12 protein-coding genes are annotated in these 16,237 nt (G+C 71.2%); 9 read left to right on the forward strand and 3 right to left on the reverse strand.

Annotated elements, in window-relative coordinates; all coding sequences use genetic code 11:
* Window positions 1-139 precede the first annotated feature (139 nt).
* From OG230_RS26355 to OG230_RS26390, 8 genes are all read left to right on the forward strand, one after another.
* On the forward strand, window positions 140-823 hold the full coding sequence (locus OG230_RS26355; RefSeq protein WP_328906191.1) for a response regulator: 684 nt from the start codon (window positions 140-142) through the stop codon (window positions 821-823).
* Between the two features lie 155 nt (window positions 824-978).
* Window positions 979-3,729, forward strand: coding sequence for a DNA translocase FtsK (locus OG230_RS26360; RefSeq protein ID WP_328906192.1), 2,751 nt, complete (start codon window positions 979-981; stop codon window positions 3,727-3,729).
* A 201-nt stretch (window positions 3,730-3,930) separates the two neighbouring features.
* The gene (locus OG230_RS26365) at window positions 3,931-4,731 is read left to right on the forward strand and encodes a helix-turn-helix domain-containing protein (protein WP_328906193.1); all 801 of its coding nucleotides are present in this window, start codon (window positions 3,931-3,933) and stop codon (window positions 4,729-4,731) included.
* 123 nt (window positions 4,732-4,854) lie between these two features.
* Window positions 4,855-6,333, forward strand: a complete 1,479-nt coding sequence (gene rimO / locus OG230_RS26370; RefSeq protein WP_328906194.1) for a 30S ribosomal protein S12 methylthiotransferase RimO — start codon at window positions 4,855-4,857, stop codon at window positions 6,331-6,333.
* A complete protein-coding gene (pgsA, locus tag OG230_RS26375) occupies window positions 6,330-7,202 on the forward strand; it encodes a CDP-diacylglycerol--glycerol-3-phosphate 3-phosphatidyltransferase (protein ID WP_328906195.1) in 873 nt (290 codons plus the stop codon). Before rimO ends, pgsA begins: the two co-directional genes overlap by 4 nt.
* On the forward strand, window positions 7,199-7,708 hold the full coding sequence (locus OG230_RS26380; RefSeq protein ID WP_328906196.1) for a CinA family protein: 510 nt from the start codon (window positions 7,199-7,201) through the stop codon (window positions 7,706-7,708). The genes pgsA and OG230_RS26380 overlap by 4 nt, the downstream gene beginning before the upstream one ends.
* Window positions 7,709-7,817: 109 nt before the next feature.
* Entirely contained in the window at window positions 7,818-8,201 is a 384-nt protein-coding gene (locus OG230_RS26385) for a helix-turn-helix domain-containing protein (protein WP_069169097.1), read from the forward strand.
* 321 nt (window positions 8,202-8,522) lie between these two features.
* On the forward strand, window positions 8,523-8,831 hold the full coding sequence (locus tag OG230_RS26390; RefSeq protein ID WP_328906197.1) for a hypothetical protein: 309 nt from the start codon (window positions 8,523-8,525) through the stop codon (window positions 8,829-8,831).
* A gap of 4 nt (window positions 8,832-8,835) precedes the next feature.
* On the opposite strand, the gene OG230_RS26395 is transcribed toward OG230_RS26390, so the two are convergent.
* From OG230_RS26395 to OG230_RS26405, 3 genes are all read right to left on the reverse strand, one after another.
* The gene (locus OG230_RS26395) at window positions 8,836-9,600 is read right to left on the reverse strand and encodes an SDR family NAD(P)-dependent oxidoreductase (protein ID WP_328906198.1); all 765 of its coding nucleotides are present in this window, start codon (window positions 9,598-9,600) and stop codon (window positions 8,836-8,838) included.
* Between the two features lie 36 nt (window positions 9,601-9,636).
* The gene (locus tag OG230_RS26400; protein WP_328906199.1) at window positions 9,637-10,461 is read right to left on the reverse strand and encodes an Fpg/Nei family DNA glycosylase; all 825 of its coding nucleotides are present in this window, start codon (window positions 10,459-10,461) and stop codon (window positions 9,637-9,639) included.
* A gap of 124 nt (window positions 10,462-10,585) precedes the next feature.
* The gene (locus OG230_RS26405) at window positions 10,586-15,271 is read right to left on the reverse strand and encodes a DEAD/DEAH box helicase (protein ID WP_328906200.1); all 4,686 of its coding nucleotides are present in this window, start codon (window positions 15,269-15,271) and stop codon (window positions 10,586-10,588) included.
* Between the two features lie 102 nt (window positions 15,272-15,373).
* Here OG230_RS26405 and OG230_RS26410 point away from each other — a divergent pair, with 102 nt between their 5' ends.
* Complete coding sequence (locus OG230_RS26410) at window positions 15,374-16,237, forward strand: AraC family transcriptional regulator (RefSeq protein ID WP_328906201.1); 864 nt, start codon at window positions 15,374-15,376, stop codon at window positions 16,235-16,237.

The raw sequence follows: 16,237 nt of genomic DNA on the forward strand, positions 1-16,237 counted from the left end.
CGTGCACAGTGACATCGCGGTGACAGGGTGTGGTGACGGGCGGGGTGCGGCTACCATGACCGGCACAAGGACGGACGGCGTAAGGGAGTCGTCCCCTGGGGAGGCACCCGGTGCGATTCCGGGGCGAGGAGGACGGGCCATGGTGCAGAAGGCCAAGATCCTCCTGGTCGATGACCGGCCGGAGAATCTGCTGGCGCTGGAGGCCATCCTCTCTGCGCTCGATCAGACACTGGTACGGGCATCGTCAGGGGAGGAAGCGCTCAAAGCGCTGCTCACGGACGATTTCGCGGTCATTCTGCTGGACGTCCAGATGCCGGGCATGGACGGCTTCGAAACCGCCGCGCACATCAAGCGGCGGGAGCGGACCCGGGATATCCCGATCATCTTTCTCACCGCGATCAACCACGGTCCGCATCACACCTTCAGGGGTTATGCGGCGGGCGCGGTGGACTACATCTCGAAGCCGTTCGACCCGTGGGTTCTCCGCGCCAAGGTCTCGGTCTTCGTCGAGCTGTACATGAAGAACTGCCAACTGCGCGAACAGGCCGCTCTCCTGCGGCTCCAGCTCGAGGGCGGCGGCCACGCGGGCGCGGAGCACGAGAAGGAGCCGGCCGGTCTGCTGGCCGAACTCTCGGCGCGCCTCGCGGCTGTCGAGGAGCAGGCGGAAGCGCTTTCCAAGCAGCTCGACGACGAGTCGGCGGACGCGGCTGCCGTGGCGACCGCGGCCCATCTCGAACGCAAACTCACCGGGCTCCGCCGTGCGCTCGACGCGCTGGAGCCGGGCACCGGCGGCTCCGCGGCCGTACTGCCCTCGCAGGGCTGACACCGGTCGTTCGGGGCGCCCACCACCTGGCTGGGCTCTCCGGGCTCTCGTGTGTCGTGAACGCGCGTCAGTTTCCTGCCCCTGCAGGGCGACACGGTCGGGTGAAGCAGTAGGCACACGTGTCCACTGGCGTCGACACCGGTAACCTCTGGCCCATGGCCTCACGTACGTCCGGCAAGGGTTCCCAGGGCACGGCGGGCACCGCGAAGCGCGTCGGCCGTACCCAGGGGCCGGCGAAAAAAGCCGCGCCCGCGAAGAAAGCCACCGCGAAGAAGACCGCGTCACCCAGGAAAGCGCCTGCCAAGAAGGCCGCGCCGAAGCCGGCGCCGTCCCCGACCGGGGGCATCTACCGGCTCGCGCGCGCTGTCTGGCTCGGGCTGGCGCACGGTGTCGGAGCGATGTTCCGCTCGATAGGGCGTGGCGCGAAGGGACTCGACCCCGCGCACCGCAAGGACGGTCTCGCCCTGCTGCTGCTCGGCCTCGCGCTGATCGTGGCCGCCGGCACGTGGTCGAATCTGCGCGGTCCTGTCGGCGATCTCGTCGAGATGCTGGTGACCGGCGCGTTCGGCCGGCTCGATCTCCTCGTCCCGATACTGCTGGGCGCCGTCGCCGTACGGCTGATCCTCTATCCGGAGAAGCCCGAGGCCAACGGCCGCATCGTCATCGGCCTCTCCGCCCTCGTGCTCGGGGTGCTCGGCCAGGTCCACATCGCCTGCGGGGCGCCCGGCCGCGAGGACGGTACGGAAGCGATGCAGGACGCGGGCGGGCTGATCGGCTGGGCCGCGTCCAAGCCGCTCATCTTCACCATGGGCGAGGTGCTCGCCGTACCGCTGCTCCTGCTGCTGACCGTCTTCGGGCTCCTGGTCGTGACCGCGACCCCGGTGAACGCCATTCCTCAGCGGCTGCGCCTGCTCGGTGTGAAGCTGGGCATCGTCGAGCCGGCGTACGAGCGCGGCGCGGAGGGCGAGAGCGACGACGACCGCTACGACGAGCAGTGGCGCGAGGCGCTGCCCGAGCGGTCGCGCCGCTCCGCACGCCGCTCCGTAGCGGACGCGGACCTCGACCCCGAGCACGCCGAGTCCGAGGCGCTCTCCAAGCGCCGCCGGCCGCGCAGGCCGTCCGTGCAGCCCGCCATGAACCGGACCATGGACGCCGTGGACGTCGCGGCTGCCGCCGCGGCGGCGCTCGACGGAGCGGTGCTCAACGGCATGCCGCCCTCGCCGATCGTCGCGGACCTGACGCAGGGCGTCTCGGTCGACCGGGGGCGCGAGCGGACCGGCACTCCGGTGCCCGGGGCCCGCGAGGCCGAGCGGCCCAGGGCCGGTGAGCGGGTCGCGTCGCCGTCCGGCGGCGTACCCGACCTGACGAAGCCGGCCCCCGAGCGCTCCGAGGCGCTGCCCCCACGCGCCGAGCAGCTCCAGCTGTCGGGCGACATCACGTACTCGCTGCCCTCGCTCGACCTGCTGGAGCGCGGTGGGCCCGGCAAGACGCGCAGCGCCGCCAACGACGCCGTCGTGGCCTCGCTGACGAACGTGTTCACGGAGTTCAAGGTCGACGCGGCCGTCACCGGGTTCACCCGCGGCCCGACGGTCACGCGGTACGAGGTGGAGCTCGGCCCGGCCGTCAAGGTCGAGCGGATCACCGCCCTCACCAAGAACATCGCGTACGCCGTGGCCAGCCCGGACGTCCGGATCATCTCCCCGATCCCGGGCAAGTCCGCAGTGGGCATCGAGATCCCCAACTCGGACCGCGAGATGGTCAACCTCGGCGACGTCCTGCGTCTCGCGGACGCGGCGGAGGACGACCACCCGATGCTGGTCGCACTCGGCAAGAACGTCGAGGGCGGCTACGAGATGGCCAACCTCGCGAAGATGCCGCACGTACTGGTCGCGGGCGCGACCGGTTCGGGCAAGTCCTCCTGCATCAACTGCCTGATCACCTCGGTCATGGTGCGGGCGACCCCGGAGGACGTCCGCATGGTGCTGGTCGACCCGAAGCGGGTCGAGCTGACCGCGTACGAGGGCATTCCCCATCTGATCACCCCCATCATCACCAACCCGAAGAAGGCCGCCGAGGCGCTCCAGTGGGTCGTGCGGGAGATGGACCTGCGCTACGACGACCTCGCGGCGTACGGCTACCGGCACATCGACGACTTCAACCACGCCGTGCGCAACGGCAAGGCCAAGGCGCCCGAGGGTAGTGAGCGCGAGCTCTCGCCGTACCCGTACCTGCTGGTCATCGTGGACGAGCTCGCCGACCTCATGATGGTCGCGCCGCGTGACGTCGAGGACTCCATCGTCCGCATCACCCAGCTCGCCCGCGCTGCCGGCATCCACCTGGTGCTCGCCACCCAGCGCCCCTCGGTCGACGTCGTGACCGGTCTGATCAAGGCCAATGTGCCCTCCCGTCTGGCCTTCGCGACCTCCTCGCTCGCCGACAGCCGGGTGATCCTCGATCAGCCCGGCGCCGAAAAGCTCATCGGAAAGGGTGACGGACTGTTCCTGCCGATGGGGGCCAACAAGCCCACCCGTATGCAGGGAGCGTTCGTCACCGAGGATGAGGTCGCCGCCGTCGTCCAGCACTGCAAGGACCAGATGGCCCCCGTCTTCCGTGAGGACGTGGTCGTCGGTACCAAGCAGAAGAAGGAGATCGACGAGGACATCGGCGACGACCTGGACCTGCTCTGCCAGGCCGCCGAGCTCGTGGTCTCGACCCAGTTCGGGTCGACCTCGATGCTCCAGCGCAAGCTGCGCGTTGGTTTCGCCAAGGCCGGCCGGCTGATGGACCTGATGGAGTCCCGCAGCATCGTCGGGCCGAGCGAGGGGTCCAAGGCCCGCGACGTGCTCGTGAAACCGGACGAGATCGACGGAGTGTTGGCCGTCATCCGCGGGGAAACCGCTTCGTAGAGGTTCTGTGGGCAACCGTTTCGCCCGGTCGTACGTCAAGTTGAAGGGAGGGACGGAAGGATGTTCCGCTCTCGGCCCTGCCCGCAGGACTGTCCGGCGAACCCGATGGCGTACAAAGTCGTCCCTCCCGGTTGCCCCACCCTTTCGTACCCCCCCTAGACTGAACATCCAGCAGGTGGCTCACGCTCGAAAGGCGCCCCCGTGTCCATCGGCAACTCCCCCGAAGACGACCGGCCTTCGATCGGTCGCGTGCTCCAGCAGGCTCGTATCGCCGCAGGTCTGACGGTCGAGGAAGTCAGCAGCTCCACCCGGGTGCGCATCCCCATCGTGCACGCGATCGAGGAGGACGACTTCTCGCGCTGTGGCGGCGACGTCTACGCGCGCGGTCACATCCGCACGTTCGCCCGTGTCGTCGGTCTCGACCCGGACCCCCTGGTCGCCCAGTTCGACGACGAGCACGGCGGCCGTCCCGTTCCCACCCCCGCGGCGCCGCTGTTCGAGGCCGAACGCATCCGTTCGGAACCCCGACGGCCCAACTGGACCGCGGCCATGGTCGCGGCCATCGTCGTCGTCGTCGGTTTCGTCGGCTTCACCCTGTTCAGCGGTGAGGACAACGGCCCGAGCACGGCGCAGGTGGCCGAGGGCTCGACCCCCGACAAGACCACTCCCAAGCCCACCACCACCAAGCCATCCGATCCCAAGCCCGTGCCCTCCGAAAGCGCCATCGCGGCAGCTCCCCGGGACAAGGTGACGGTCAAGCTCAGCGCCGTACAGGGCAAGAGCTGGATCTCCGCCAAGGACCACAACGGACGGCTGCTCTTCGACGGGCTGCTGCTCCAGGGCCAGTCCAAGACCTTCCAGGACAAGGAGCGCATCGACCTCGTCCTCGGCGACGCCGGGGCGATCGAGCTCTTCGTGAACGGCAAGAAGGTCGAGGACCAGTTCGAGCCCGGCCAGGTCGAACGGCTCTCGTACACCAAGGGTGACCCCGAAGCGGGCTGACCCTACGGTTCCACCACAGTGAGCGCCCGGCAGTCATGCCGGGCGCTCACTGCTTTGTCACTGCCTGTAAGGGGGGAACCCTGCACGGCGGGGGCAGTGCCGGGACAAAGTAGTCTTGAGTCCATGCCCGAACGCCGTACCGTCGCCCTTGTCACTCTCGGCTGCGCCCGTAACGAGGTGGACTCGGAGGAGCTTGCAGGCCGCTTGGCAGCGGACGGCTGGGAGCTCGTCGAGAACGCCTCCGACGCGGATGTCGCCGTCGTCAACACCTGTGGATTCGTCGAGGCCGCCAAGAAGGACTCCGTCGATGCCCTCCTCGAAGCCAATGATCTGAAGGACCACGGCAGAACCCAGGCGGTGGTCGCCGTCGGCTGCATGGCCGAGCGCTACGGCAAGGACCTCGCCGAAGCCCTGCCGGAGGCCGACGGGGTGCTCGGGTTCGACGACTACGCCGACATCTCCGACCGGCTGCAGACGATCCTCAACGGCGGCATCCACGCCTCGCACACGCCTCGTGACCGGCGCAAGCTGCTCCCGATCAGCCCGGCCGAGCGCCAGGACGCCTCCGTGGCCCTTCCCGGCCACGCCCAGGAGGTCCTCGCGGCCCCCGAGGACCTGCCGGAGGGTGTCGCCCCGGTCTCCGGCCCCCGGGCCCCGCTGCGCCGCCGGCTCGGCACGAGCCCCGTCGCCTCGGTGAAGCTCGCCTCCGGCTGCGACCGCCGCTGCTCCTTCTGCGCCATTCCGTCCTTCCGCGGCTCGTTCATCTCCCGACGTCCCTCCGACGTCCTGGGCGAGACCCGCTGGCTGGCCGAGCAGGGCGTCAAGGAGGTCATGCTCGTCTCCGAGAACAACACCTCGTACGGCAAGGACCTCGGCGACATCCGGCTGCTGGAGACCCTGCTGCCGGAGCTCGCGGACGTCCAGGGGATCGAGCGGATCCGGGTCAGCTACCTCCAGCCCGCGGAGATGCGGCCCGGCCTGATCGACGTCCTGACGTCCACGCCCAAGGTCGCTCCGTACTTCGACCTCTCCTTCCAGCACTCCGCACCCGAGGTGCTGAGGGCCATGCGCCGCTTCGGCGACACGGACCGTTTCCTGGAGCTCCTGGACACGATCCGCGGCAAGGCGCCGCAGGCGGGCGCGCGGTCGAACTTCATCGTGGGCTTCCCGGGTGAGACCGAGGCCGACCTCGCCGAGCTGGAACGCTTCCTCACCGGAGCCCGGCTGGATGCCATCGGCGTCTTCGGGTACTCCGACGAGGAGGGCACCGAAGCGGTCGGTTACGAGAACAAGCTGGACGCCGACGTCATCGCCGAGCGGCTCGCCCACATCTCGCAGCTGGCCGAGGAGCTCACCTCGCAGCGTGCGGAGGAGCGGATCGGCGAGACCCTCCAGGTGCTCGTCGAATCCGTGGACGACGACGAGGACGGTCCGGTCGCGGTGGGCCGTGCGGCACACCAGGCGCCCGAAACGGACGGACAGGTCGTCTTCACCACACGCGAGGGTCTCGTGCCGGGCCTTATGGTCGAGGCAAAGGTCGTAGGTACCGAGGGAGTGGACCTCGTGGCCGAACACCACGAGCTCGCGGAGGTGGCCAGATGACCGGAGTCCCGGCATCCGCGGCAGGCGGGTCCGGCGCGAAGCCGGTCCGCGGCGGCAAGCTGGGCACTGCGGCCGTCAACCAGGCCAGCCTGTGGAACATCGCGAACATCCTCACGATGGTGCGGCTCCTGCTCGTGCCGATCTTCGTGATGCTGCTGCTCCACAACGGCGGCTACGACCCGGTCTGGCGTTCCTTCGCCTGGGCCGCGTTCGCCGTCGCCATGATCACCGACCTCTTCGACGGCCATCTGGCACGCCGGTACAACCTGGTCACCGACTTCGGGAAGATCGCCGACCCCATCGCCGACAAGGCGATCATGGGCGCGGCACTGATCTGTCTATCGGTTCTCGGTGATCTGCCCTGGTGGATCACGGGCGTGATCCTCTTTCGGGAGCTCGGCATCACGCTGATGCGCTTCTGGGTGATCCGGCACGCGGTGATCCCGGCCAGCCGCGGCGGCAAGCTGAAGACGCTCGCGCAGGGCACGGCCGTCGGCATGTACGTGCTGGTGCTGACGGGGCCGCTGGCCACGCTCCGCTTCTGGATGATGATGATCGCCGTCGTGCTGACGGTGCTCACCGGACTCGACTACGTGCGCCAGGCCGTGGTGCTGCGGCGCAAGGGGCTCGCGGCCGAGCGGGTCGCGGCCCTGGAGGCCGTCACGTCCGCCGCGGACGTGACGGGGGCCGACAGGACCGCAGCCGTCGCGGACGCGTCCGGGCCGGAGATCCGCACGGACGCCGCGGATCTGCCGGGGCCGGAAGGCCCTGCGGACGTGCCGGGGCCCGAGAGGCCCGCGGACGTGGACGCCGGCGCGGCTTCCCGCGCGGGCGCCGATGCACGGGGCCCGGCGGAGGCCGAGCGGTGACCGCCGCGGCCCGGGTACTGGGGCGGCTCGTGGAGCGTGGCGAGACTCTCGCCGTCGCCGAGTCGCTGACCGGTGGCCTGGTCGCGGCCGAGATCACCTCCGTGGCAGGCGCCTCACAATCCTTCCGGGGGTCGGTCACGGCATACGCCACCACCCTCAAGAGGGACCTTCTGGGCGTCGACGGACCTCTTCTGGCCGAGCGCGGCGCGGTTGATCCGGACGTGGCCCTCGCCATGGCCGCGGGAGTGCGGCAGGCGCTGGGAGCGGACTGGGGCCTCTCGACGACTGGGGTCGCGGGTCCGGAGCAGCAGGACGGCAAGCCGGTCGGCACGGTCTATGTGGCGGTTTCCGGGCCCGGGGGCGTGGAGAAAGTCGCGGCGCTGCGGTTGAACGGCGGGCGGGCGGACATCCGTAAAGAGAGTGTACGGAGCGTGCTCGAGCTGCTGTCCGGAGAACTCGGTGAAGATGCGAGGGCACAGGATACGGAACAGATCGGGGGGAATTGATGTTTGCAGCCCTGAGTGAACACGACATCGCTCCCCGCACGGCCGCAGCGCAAGGCGGTACGGTGGGGCGTGAAGGATGCGGCTACGCGGTCCGAGGAGGGAGCCACCGATGATTCTGCTCCGTCGCCTGCTTGGTGACGTGCTGCGTCGGCAGCGCCAGCGCCAAGGCCGTACTCTGCGCGAAGTCTCCTCGTCCGCCCGGGTCTCGCTCGGTTATCTGTCCGAGGTGGAGCGGGGGCAGAAGGAGGCATCCTCCGAGCTGCTCTCCGCGATTTGCGACGCGCTTGACGTACGGATGTCCGAGCTCATGCGTGAAGTGAGCGATGAGCTGTCGCTGGCTGAACTGGCCGAGTCGGCAGCAGCCAGTGATCCGGTACCTGTACCGGTACGCCCGATGCTCAATTCCGTCTCCGTTTCGTCGGTGGCAGGTGTGCCGACGGGCCGGGTGACAATCAAGGCGCCCGCGGAAGCGGTGGATGTCGTCGCCGCCTGATCCGCGCGGTCATGCGTGAACCGGAAGCCCCGGTCCGCCCCAGTTGGGGTGGGCCGGGGCTTCTGCGTGTGCCTGGTGCGCCGGGGAGCGGGTGTGGGGGCTGTTCGGATGCAGCCCCGTCGGTCTCGGGGGAAACTGCCCAGGAGGGGCCCCGGTTCTCCGGGGTCGTGTCAGGACGACGCCCCTGTGGCAGTACGTGGCAGGTGGCGGGCGGCAGGCGCGCGGAATCGGGTCCGTCCTCGCTGTGCGCCCCGGTGTCACACCGGTACGCCCTCCCGCCGGGTGATCGTGCCGGACTAGCGTCGGCCGGAGGAGGCAGCCATGACACGGCGATGGGTGCCGGCGCTCGTCCTCGGTGGGCTGTGGTGGTGGGCCGTGCTGCGGCTGGTGCTGGAGCCGGAGCACGCCGGGGTGATCGAGGGCGCGGTGGCGGCGGGCGGGTGGGGGCTGAGTCTTCTGCCGGTCCATGTGACGGCGAGCGCCCGGCCGGCCGGTGCGGGGCGGCGGTCTGCCGGGGCACGTGAGGGTACGGGGTCGCGGTCTGCCGGGGCGCGAGAGGGTACGGGGTCGGGGTCTGCCGGGGCGCGAGAGGGTACGGGCGAGGGCGGCGTGGGGGACGTGGAGCCGTGACGCGTCACCGGGGCATGGCGACGCCACCGTTCGGCCGGAGGATCTGACCGGTCATGAAGGCCGAGGCGTCCGATGCGAGGTGCAGGACGGTGTGGGCGACGTCCAGCGGTTCCCCGACCCGGCCCAGCGGGGATATGCGGACCATCGCGGCTTCCGCCCGGTGCTGCTGGTCCGCGTCGTGGCGGTCGGTCATGGGCGTGCGGACCCAGCCGGGGGCGACGGCGTTCACGCGAATGGTGTGCGGGCCGAGTTCGGTGGCGAGCGTCCTGGTCAGCTGGACGACCGCAGCCTTCGCGGTGCTGTAGCAGAGCAGACCGGGGCTTGCGGCGTCGATGGCGCCCGAGGCCATGGTGATCAGGGACCCGGGTGCGGAGCGGGCGATGAGGCTCCGGGCGACTTCCTGACAGGCGTACAGCACGCCCTTGAAATTCACCGCCATGACCCGGTCGAGGTCCTCGTCCTCGGTGTCGAGGACGAGGCTCGTGTGCATGATCCCGGCGACGGCGGCCAGGATGTCCACCTCGCCGGCCCGCGCGACCGCGGACCGGACCTGACTACGGTCTGTCACGTCGAGGACGTGGGTGTGAGCCGCGCCGCCCGAGCCGGAGATGAGCTCCTGGGTCGCGCGCAGGCCCTTCTCGTCCCGGTCCGCACAGTGGACCGTGGCTCCCGCTTCGGCGAGAAGGACGGCGCTTGCGCGGCCGATGCCGCTTGCCGCGCCGGTGACGAACGCGGACCGGCCGGTGAGGTCGTACGCGGAGAGGGCCATGACGGGACCGTACGACCGAATCTGATGGGTCGTCAACTATGCTGTGGGGCCTGCTTGGCAGTGCGGACACCAGTAGGTGGGGCGGCCGGCTTCGTCGGCCTTCCTGATGGGTGTGCCGCAGCGCAGACAGGAACGGCGCTCCCGGCCGTACACGTAGAGACGTTCCTGCGAGCGGGTCCGGGCGGCGGCACGGGGGCCGCCGAAGGCGGGAGTGGGGCCCGTGGTGGTGCGGGTGGGACGGTCGCGGTTGGCTTCGAGGAGCTGCTTGGCGGTGGTGACCAGGCGGGCCGCGAGGGGTGCGGGGAGTTCGCCGACGGGGAGCCAGGGGGTGACGCGGGCCATGAAGCAGAGCTCGCACTTGTAGACGTTGCCGATGCCCGCGAGATTGCGCTGGTCCAGGAGCGCCTCCCCGAGCGGTCTGTCCGGATCGGCGAGCAGATTGCGCAGGGCGGTGTCGGCGTCCCAGTCGGGGCCGAGCAGGTCGGGACCGAGATGGCCGACTGCCTTCTCCTCGTCGCGGGTGCGGAGCAGTTCGAGGACGGGGAGGCGGTAGCCGACGGCTGTGTGCGTGGCGTTGCCGAGGACGGCGCGGATCTGATGGGCGGGTCCGCCGCGCCAGCGCTCGCCGGCCGCGTAGACGCGCCAGGCTCCGTCCATGCGCAGGTGGCTGTGGAGGGTCAGGCCGTCCTCGATACGCGTGAGGAGGTGCTTGCCGCGCGGGGTGACGTCGAGGACCTTCCGGCCGGTCAGGTCGACCGTGGCGAGGCGCGGGACGCGGAGGTCGGCGTGGGTGAGGACCTGACCTGCGAGCGCTTTGTGCAGACGCTCGGCGGTCTGCAGGACGGTGTCTCCTTCGGGCATGTCTCCATGATGCGGGGTACGGGGTACGGGGGCCTGGGTCTGTGCGGTGCCGGGGTGTGGGACGGCGTGTTCCCCGGGCGGTGTGACGCGGCCGTGTTCGGTTCGGCAGGCGGAGCACCTGCGCTCAGGCGCGCAGGCGCAGGCCCCTCGGGGTGGCGAGGAAGCCGGCCGCTTCCAGGGTGCGGCCCAGGGGAGACGTGAGGGACGAGGCGCCGTTGGTGCGTTCCACCGTGACGGTGCCCAGAGCCCCGGCCCGCGCCGCGGAGGCCAGTGCCTCGGCCGCTGCCCGGAGCGCGGGGTCGTCGGGGTCGTCGGGGTCGGTCGGCCAGGCCAGCAGGGTCTTCCCGCCGCGCTCCATGTAGAGCGTCAGTTCGCCGTCGACCAGGACGACGAGCGCGCCTGCCTTGCGGCCGGGCTTGTGTCCCGCCCCGTCCGGTGGTTCGGGCCAGGACAGGGCGGCGCCGTACGCGTTGGCGGGGTCGGCCGCGGCGAGAACCACTGCGCGCCGGGCGCTGCCCGGGTCCGTGCGGTCGCGGGCCGTGGACGCTGCCCGGAGCCGGTCCACGGCTCCCTCCATCGCGAACTGGGCCGCTCCGAGGCCCTCGACGACATAGCCGCGACGCGCCTGCCCGTTGTCCTCGAAGGCGGCGAGGATGCGGTACGTCGCGGAGAAGCCGCCCTCGACGCCCTCGGCCTGGACGGCTCCGCGCGTCACCACGCCGTGGCGGTCCAGGAGTGTCCGGGCCAGCGCGTGCGCCCGGTGGGTCGGTTCGGGTTCGGCAGCGGGGAGCAGGGACCAGCGGCCCGAGACCGTGGGTGGGCCGGTCCGGGAGGCCGGGCGCGCGGAGGCGGTCAGCGAGCCGTAACGTCCGCGCGGCACGCTGCGTCTGGCCCGGTGGGCCGTGGAACCCGCCGTGCGGCCGGAGCCGAGGAGCGCACGCAGCGGGGCGAGTGTGTCATTGGTGAGACGTCCCGACCAGGCGAGGTCCCAGAGGGCGTCGGCGAGTTGGGGATCGGTGCAGTCCGGGTGGGTGGTGGCGCGGACCTGGTCGGCGATCTGGCGGAAGAACAGGCCGTATCCGCCGGAGAGGGTGGTCAGGACCGATTCGTGCAGCGCCGATTCTTCGAGGGGGTGCGGCGGGGGGAGCAGCAGGGGTGCGCTGTCGGCGAGGTACAGGGAGAGCCAGCCGTCCTTGCCGGGGAGAGCGCCCGCGCCGGCCCAGACGACCTCGCCCGTCGTCGTCAGCTCGTCGAGGAGTGCGGGGGTGTAGCCCGAGACACGGCTCGGCAGGATCAGCTTCTCCAGCGCCGACGCGGGAACGGGGGCTCCCTGCAACTGCTCGATGGCGCGGGCCAGTCCGTCGATCCCGCGCAGGCTGTTGTCGCCGAGGTGCTGCCACTGGGGGAGGAAGGTCGCCAGGGCCGCGGGGGGTACCGGCTCCAGCTCGTGGCGGAGCGCGGCGAGCGAGCGGCGGCGCAGTCGGCGCAGGACCGTGGCGTCGCACCACTCCTGGCCGATGCCGGCCGGGTGGAACTCGCCCTGGACGATCCGGCCCGAGGCGGAAAGCCGCTGCAGGGCTCCGTCCGTGACGGCGGTGCCCAGGCCGAAACGGTCGGCGGCCTGTGTGGACGTGAACGGGCCGTGCGTACGGGCGTGGCGGGCGAGGAGGTCACCGAGGGGGTCCTTCACCGGTTCGGTGAACGCTTCCGGAACACCGACGGGGAGCGCTGTGCCCAGGGCGTCGCGCAAGCGGCCGGCGTCCTCGATCGCCGCCCAGTGGGGGGTTCCGGCGATGCGCACCTGAATGGCCCGGCGGGCCGATGCCAGTTCCGGTGCCCACTGCGGCTGCGCGCCGCGCTCGGCCAGCTCGGAGTCGGTCAACGGGCCCAGGACGCGCAGGAGATCGGCGACCCCTTCGACGTCCTTGATCCTCCGGTCCTCGGTCAGCCACTGGAGCTCCCGCTCCAGCTCGGTCAGCACCTCGGGGTCCAGGAGTTCGCGCAGCTCCGCCTGGCCGAGCAGTTCGGCGAGGAGGTGAGAATCGAGGGAGAGCGCCGCTGCCCGCCGTTCGGCGAGGGGGGAGTCACCCTCGTACAGGAACTGGGCGACGTAGCCGAAGAGGAGGGAGCGGGCGAAGGGCGACGGCTCCTGGGTGGTCACTTCCACCAGGCGGATGCGCCGGGCTTCGAGGTCGCCCATCAGTTCCGTCAGGCCAGGGACGTCGAAGACGTCCTGGAGGCATTCACGGACCGCTTCGAGGACGATCGGGAACGAACCGAACTCGGAAGCGACCTGAAGCAGTTGGGACGCGCGCTGGCGCTGCTGCCAGAGAGGCGTGCGCTTGCCGGGGCTGCGCCGGGGCAGCAGCAGCGCGCGTGCGGCGCACTCGCGGAACCGGGAGGCGAACAGCGCCGAGCCGCCCACCTGGTCGGTGACGATCTGACCGATCTCGCCCTTGTCGAAGACGACGTCGGTCGCACCGACGGGTGCCTGCTCGCTGTCGAAGGCGGCGTCCGGCAGCGCGAGGCCCCGGTCGCCGCCGGCGTCCGGTGCCGGATCGAAGTCGAGGAGATCGAGGCCCATGAGATCGGCGTCGGGAAGTCTCAGGACGATGCCGTCGTCGGCGTGCATGACCTGGGCGTCCATCCCGTACCGCTCGCCGAGACGGGCGGAGAGGGCCAGGGCCCACGGAGCGTGCACCTGGGCCCCGAAGGGGGAGTGCACGACGACCCGCCAGTCGCCCAGCTCGTCCCGGAACCGCTCGACGAGGATGGTCCGGTCGTCCGGGACGTGTCCGCAGGCGCGGACCTGTTCCTCCAGGTACGACAGGATGTTGTCGGCGGCCCATTCGTCCAGGCCGGCGGCGAGCAGCCTGGCTCTGGCGTCCTCCGCGGACAGGCCCCCGATCTCCCGCAGGAACGCGCCCAGTGCGCGGCCCAGCTCCAGCGGGCGGCCCAGCTGGTCGCCCTTCCAGAACGGCAGTCGGCCGGGGACGCCGGGGGCGGGGGAGACCAGGACCCGGTCCCGGGTGATGTCCTCGATCCGCCAGGACGTGGTGCCCAGCGTGAAGACGTCGCCGACCCGGGACTCGTACACCATCTCCTCGTCCAGCTCGCCGACGCGCCCACCGCCCTTCTTCGGGTCGGACCCGGCGAGGAAGACCCCGAAGAGCCCCCGGTCGGGAATCGTCCCGCCGGAGGTGACGGCGAGCCGCTGGGCGCCCGGGCGGCCCGTGACCGTACCGGCGACGCGGTCCCACACCACGCGGGGGCGCAGCTCCGCGAAGGCGTCGGACGGGTAGCGGCCGGCGAGCATGTCGAGCACCGCTGTGAACGCGGATTCGGGGAGCGAGGCGAAGGGGGCGGCACGGCGGGCCAGGGCGAGGAGGTCGTCGGCCTGCCAGGTGTCCAGCGCGACGATGGCGACCAACTGCTGGGCGAGCACGTCCAGGGGATTGGACGGCACCCGCAGGGCTTCGATGGCTCCTTCGCGCATGCGCTCCGTGACCACGGCCGCCTGGACGAGGTCGCCCCGGTACTTCGGGAAGACCACTCCGGTGGAGACGGCACCCACCTGGTGCCCGGCCCGGCCCACCCGCTGCAGTCCGGAGGCGACGGACGGCGGCGACTCGACCTGGATCACCAGGTCGACCGCACCCATGTCGATGCCGAGCTCCAGGCTGGACGTGGCGACGACGGCGGGCAGCCGCCCGGCCTTGAGGTCCTCCTCGACCTGGGAGCGCTGTTCCTTGGAGACCGAGCCGTGGTGGGCGCGGGCGAGCAGGGCCGGGGCACCCTTGGCGGCGCCGGACTGGGCCATGATCTCGGCGGGGGAGTGGGCGTCGGGCAGGGGTGCGGCGTCCGGGTCGAACACGGTGCCGGTCGCCCGCTCGTAGGCGATCTCGTTGAGCCTGTTGCAGAGCCGTTCCGCGAGACGGCGGGAGTTGGCGAACACGATGGTGGAGCGGTGGGACTGGACGAGATCGGCGATCCGCTCCTCGACATGGGGCCAGATCGACGGCTTCTCGGCCTGGTCCGCTCCGCCGTCGGTTGCCGGGGAGCCGCCGAGCTCTCCCAGATCCTCGACGGGCACGACGACCGACAGGTCGAACTGCTTGGTGGAGGGTGGCTGGACGATCTCCACCTTCCGCTGGGGCGACAGGAACCGTGCCACCTCGTCGACCGGGCGGACGGTCGCGGACAGACCGATCCGTCGCGCGGGCCTGGGCAACAGCTCGTCGAGGCGCTCCAGTGACACGGCGAGATGGGCGCCCCGCTTGGTGCCGGCGACGGCGTGCACCTCGTCGAGGATCACCGTCTCGACGCCCGCGAGGGCTTCCCTGGCCGACGAGGTGAGCATCAGGAACAGCGATTCGGGTGTGGTGATCAGGATGTCCGGCGGCCTGGTCGCCATGGAGCGGCGCTCGGCGGGCGGGGTGTCGCCGGAGCGGATCCCGACGCGCACCTCGGGCTCGGGGAGCCCCAGCCGTACGGACTCCTGGCGGATGCCCGTCAGGGGCGAGCGGAGGTTGCGCTCCACGTCCACGGCGAGGGCCTTGAGCGGTGACACGTACAGCACACGGCAGCGCTTCTTCGCCTCGGCGGGCGGGGGGACGGCGGCCAGCCGGTCCAGCGCGGCGAGGAACGCGGCGAGGGTCTTGCCCGAGCCGGTCGGCGCGACCACCAGCACGTCCGAACCCTCGGCGATGGCCCGCCAGGCACCTTCCTGTGCCGCCGTGGGCGCGCTGAAGGCCCCCGTGAACCAGCCGCGGGTCGCGGGCGAGAAGGAATCGAGTGCGCTACCGGCCATGTCCCCCATCGTGCACCTCACCACTGACAACGGCCGGTGCCGGCGGGTCGTGGCGGTGACCGGGATCAGCCGGCCGGGACCCGGACCTGCGAGAATTCGCGTATGGCGACAGCGGGGACGGAGAAGGAGTGGGCACGGTACTGGCAGTACGCGGAGCTGCCCGAGCTGGATCTGCTGCGTGCCCGCTACGTACGCCACACCTTCCGGCGCCACAGCCACGAGGGCTACGTCTTCGGCACGATCACGCAGGGAGTCGAGGACGTCGGTCTGCCCGGCGGCACCGTGCACGCGGGTCCCGGAGCCGTGGTCATGATCAATCCGGAGGTGCCGCACACCGCCCGTGCAGGCGTCCCCGAGGGCTGGGTGTACGCGACGCTCTACCCCTCCGCACAGGTGGTCAACGACATAGCGGCCGACATGACGAACCTGCGCGGCACCGTCGGCTTCGGCGAGACCAGCGTGATGGACCCGCACGCGGCAAGGCTGATCACCGAGGTCCACCGGGCCGCCGAGGAGGGCAACGCCCTTGCGGCGGACAGCGTGCTCCGCGTCCTGGTCGCCCGGCTCCTCGGCAGCCACGGCGGTGTGCTGCCCACCCCGGTGCCGCACTCGGCGGGTGCCCGGGACGCGGCGCGTGCCCGGGCGGCGCTCCAGGAGCGGATGGCCGACCCGCCGACGCTGGAGACGCTCGCCGCCGAGCTCGGGACGAGCCCGTTCGCGCTGCTCCGCGCGTTCAAGAAGCAGTACGGGATGCCCCCGCACACCTGGCTCACCGATGCCCGGGTGAGGCGGGCCCGCAGCATGCTGGACGGAGGCACCGCACCTGCCGAGGCAGCTGTCGCCGTCGGCTTCACCGATCAGCCCCACCTCAATCGTCACTTCACCCGGATCGTGGGAGTGCCCCCGGGGGCGTACCAGCGCGAGCGCGCAAGAACGTACAAGACGGGTACGGACGTCCCCGCCTAG

It is taken from the genome of Streptomyces sp. NBC_00234 (assembly GCF_036195325.1).
In the GTDB taxonomy this organism is placed as follows: domain Bacteria; phylum Actinomycetota; class Actinomycetes; order Streptomycetales; family Streptomycetaceae; genus Streptomyces.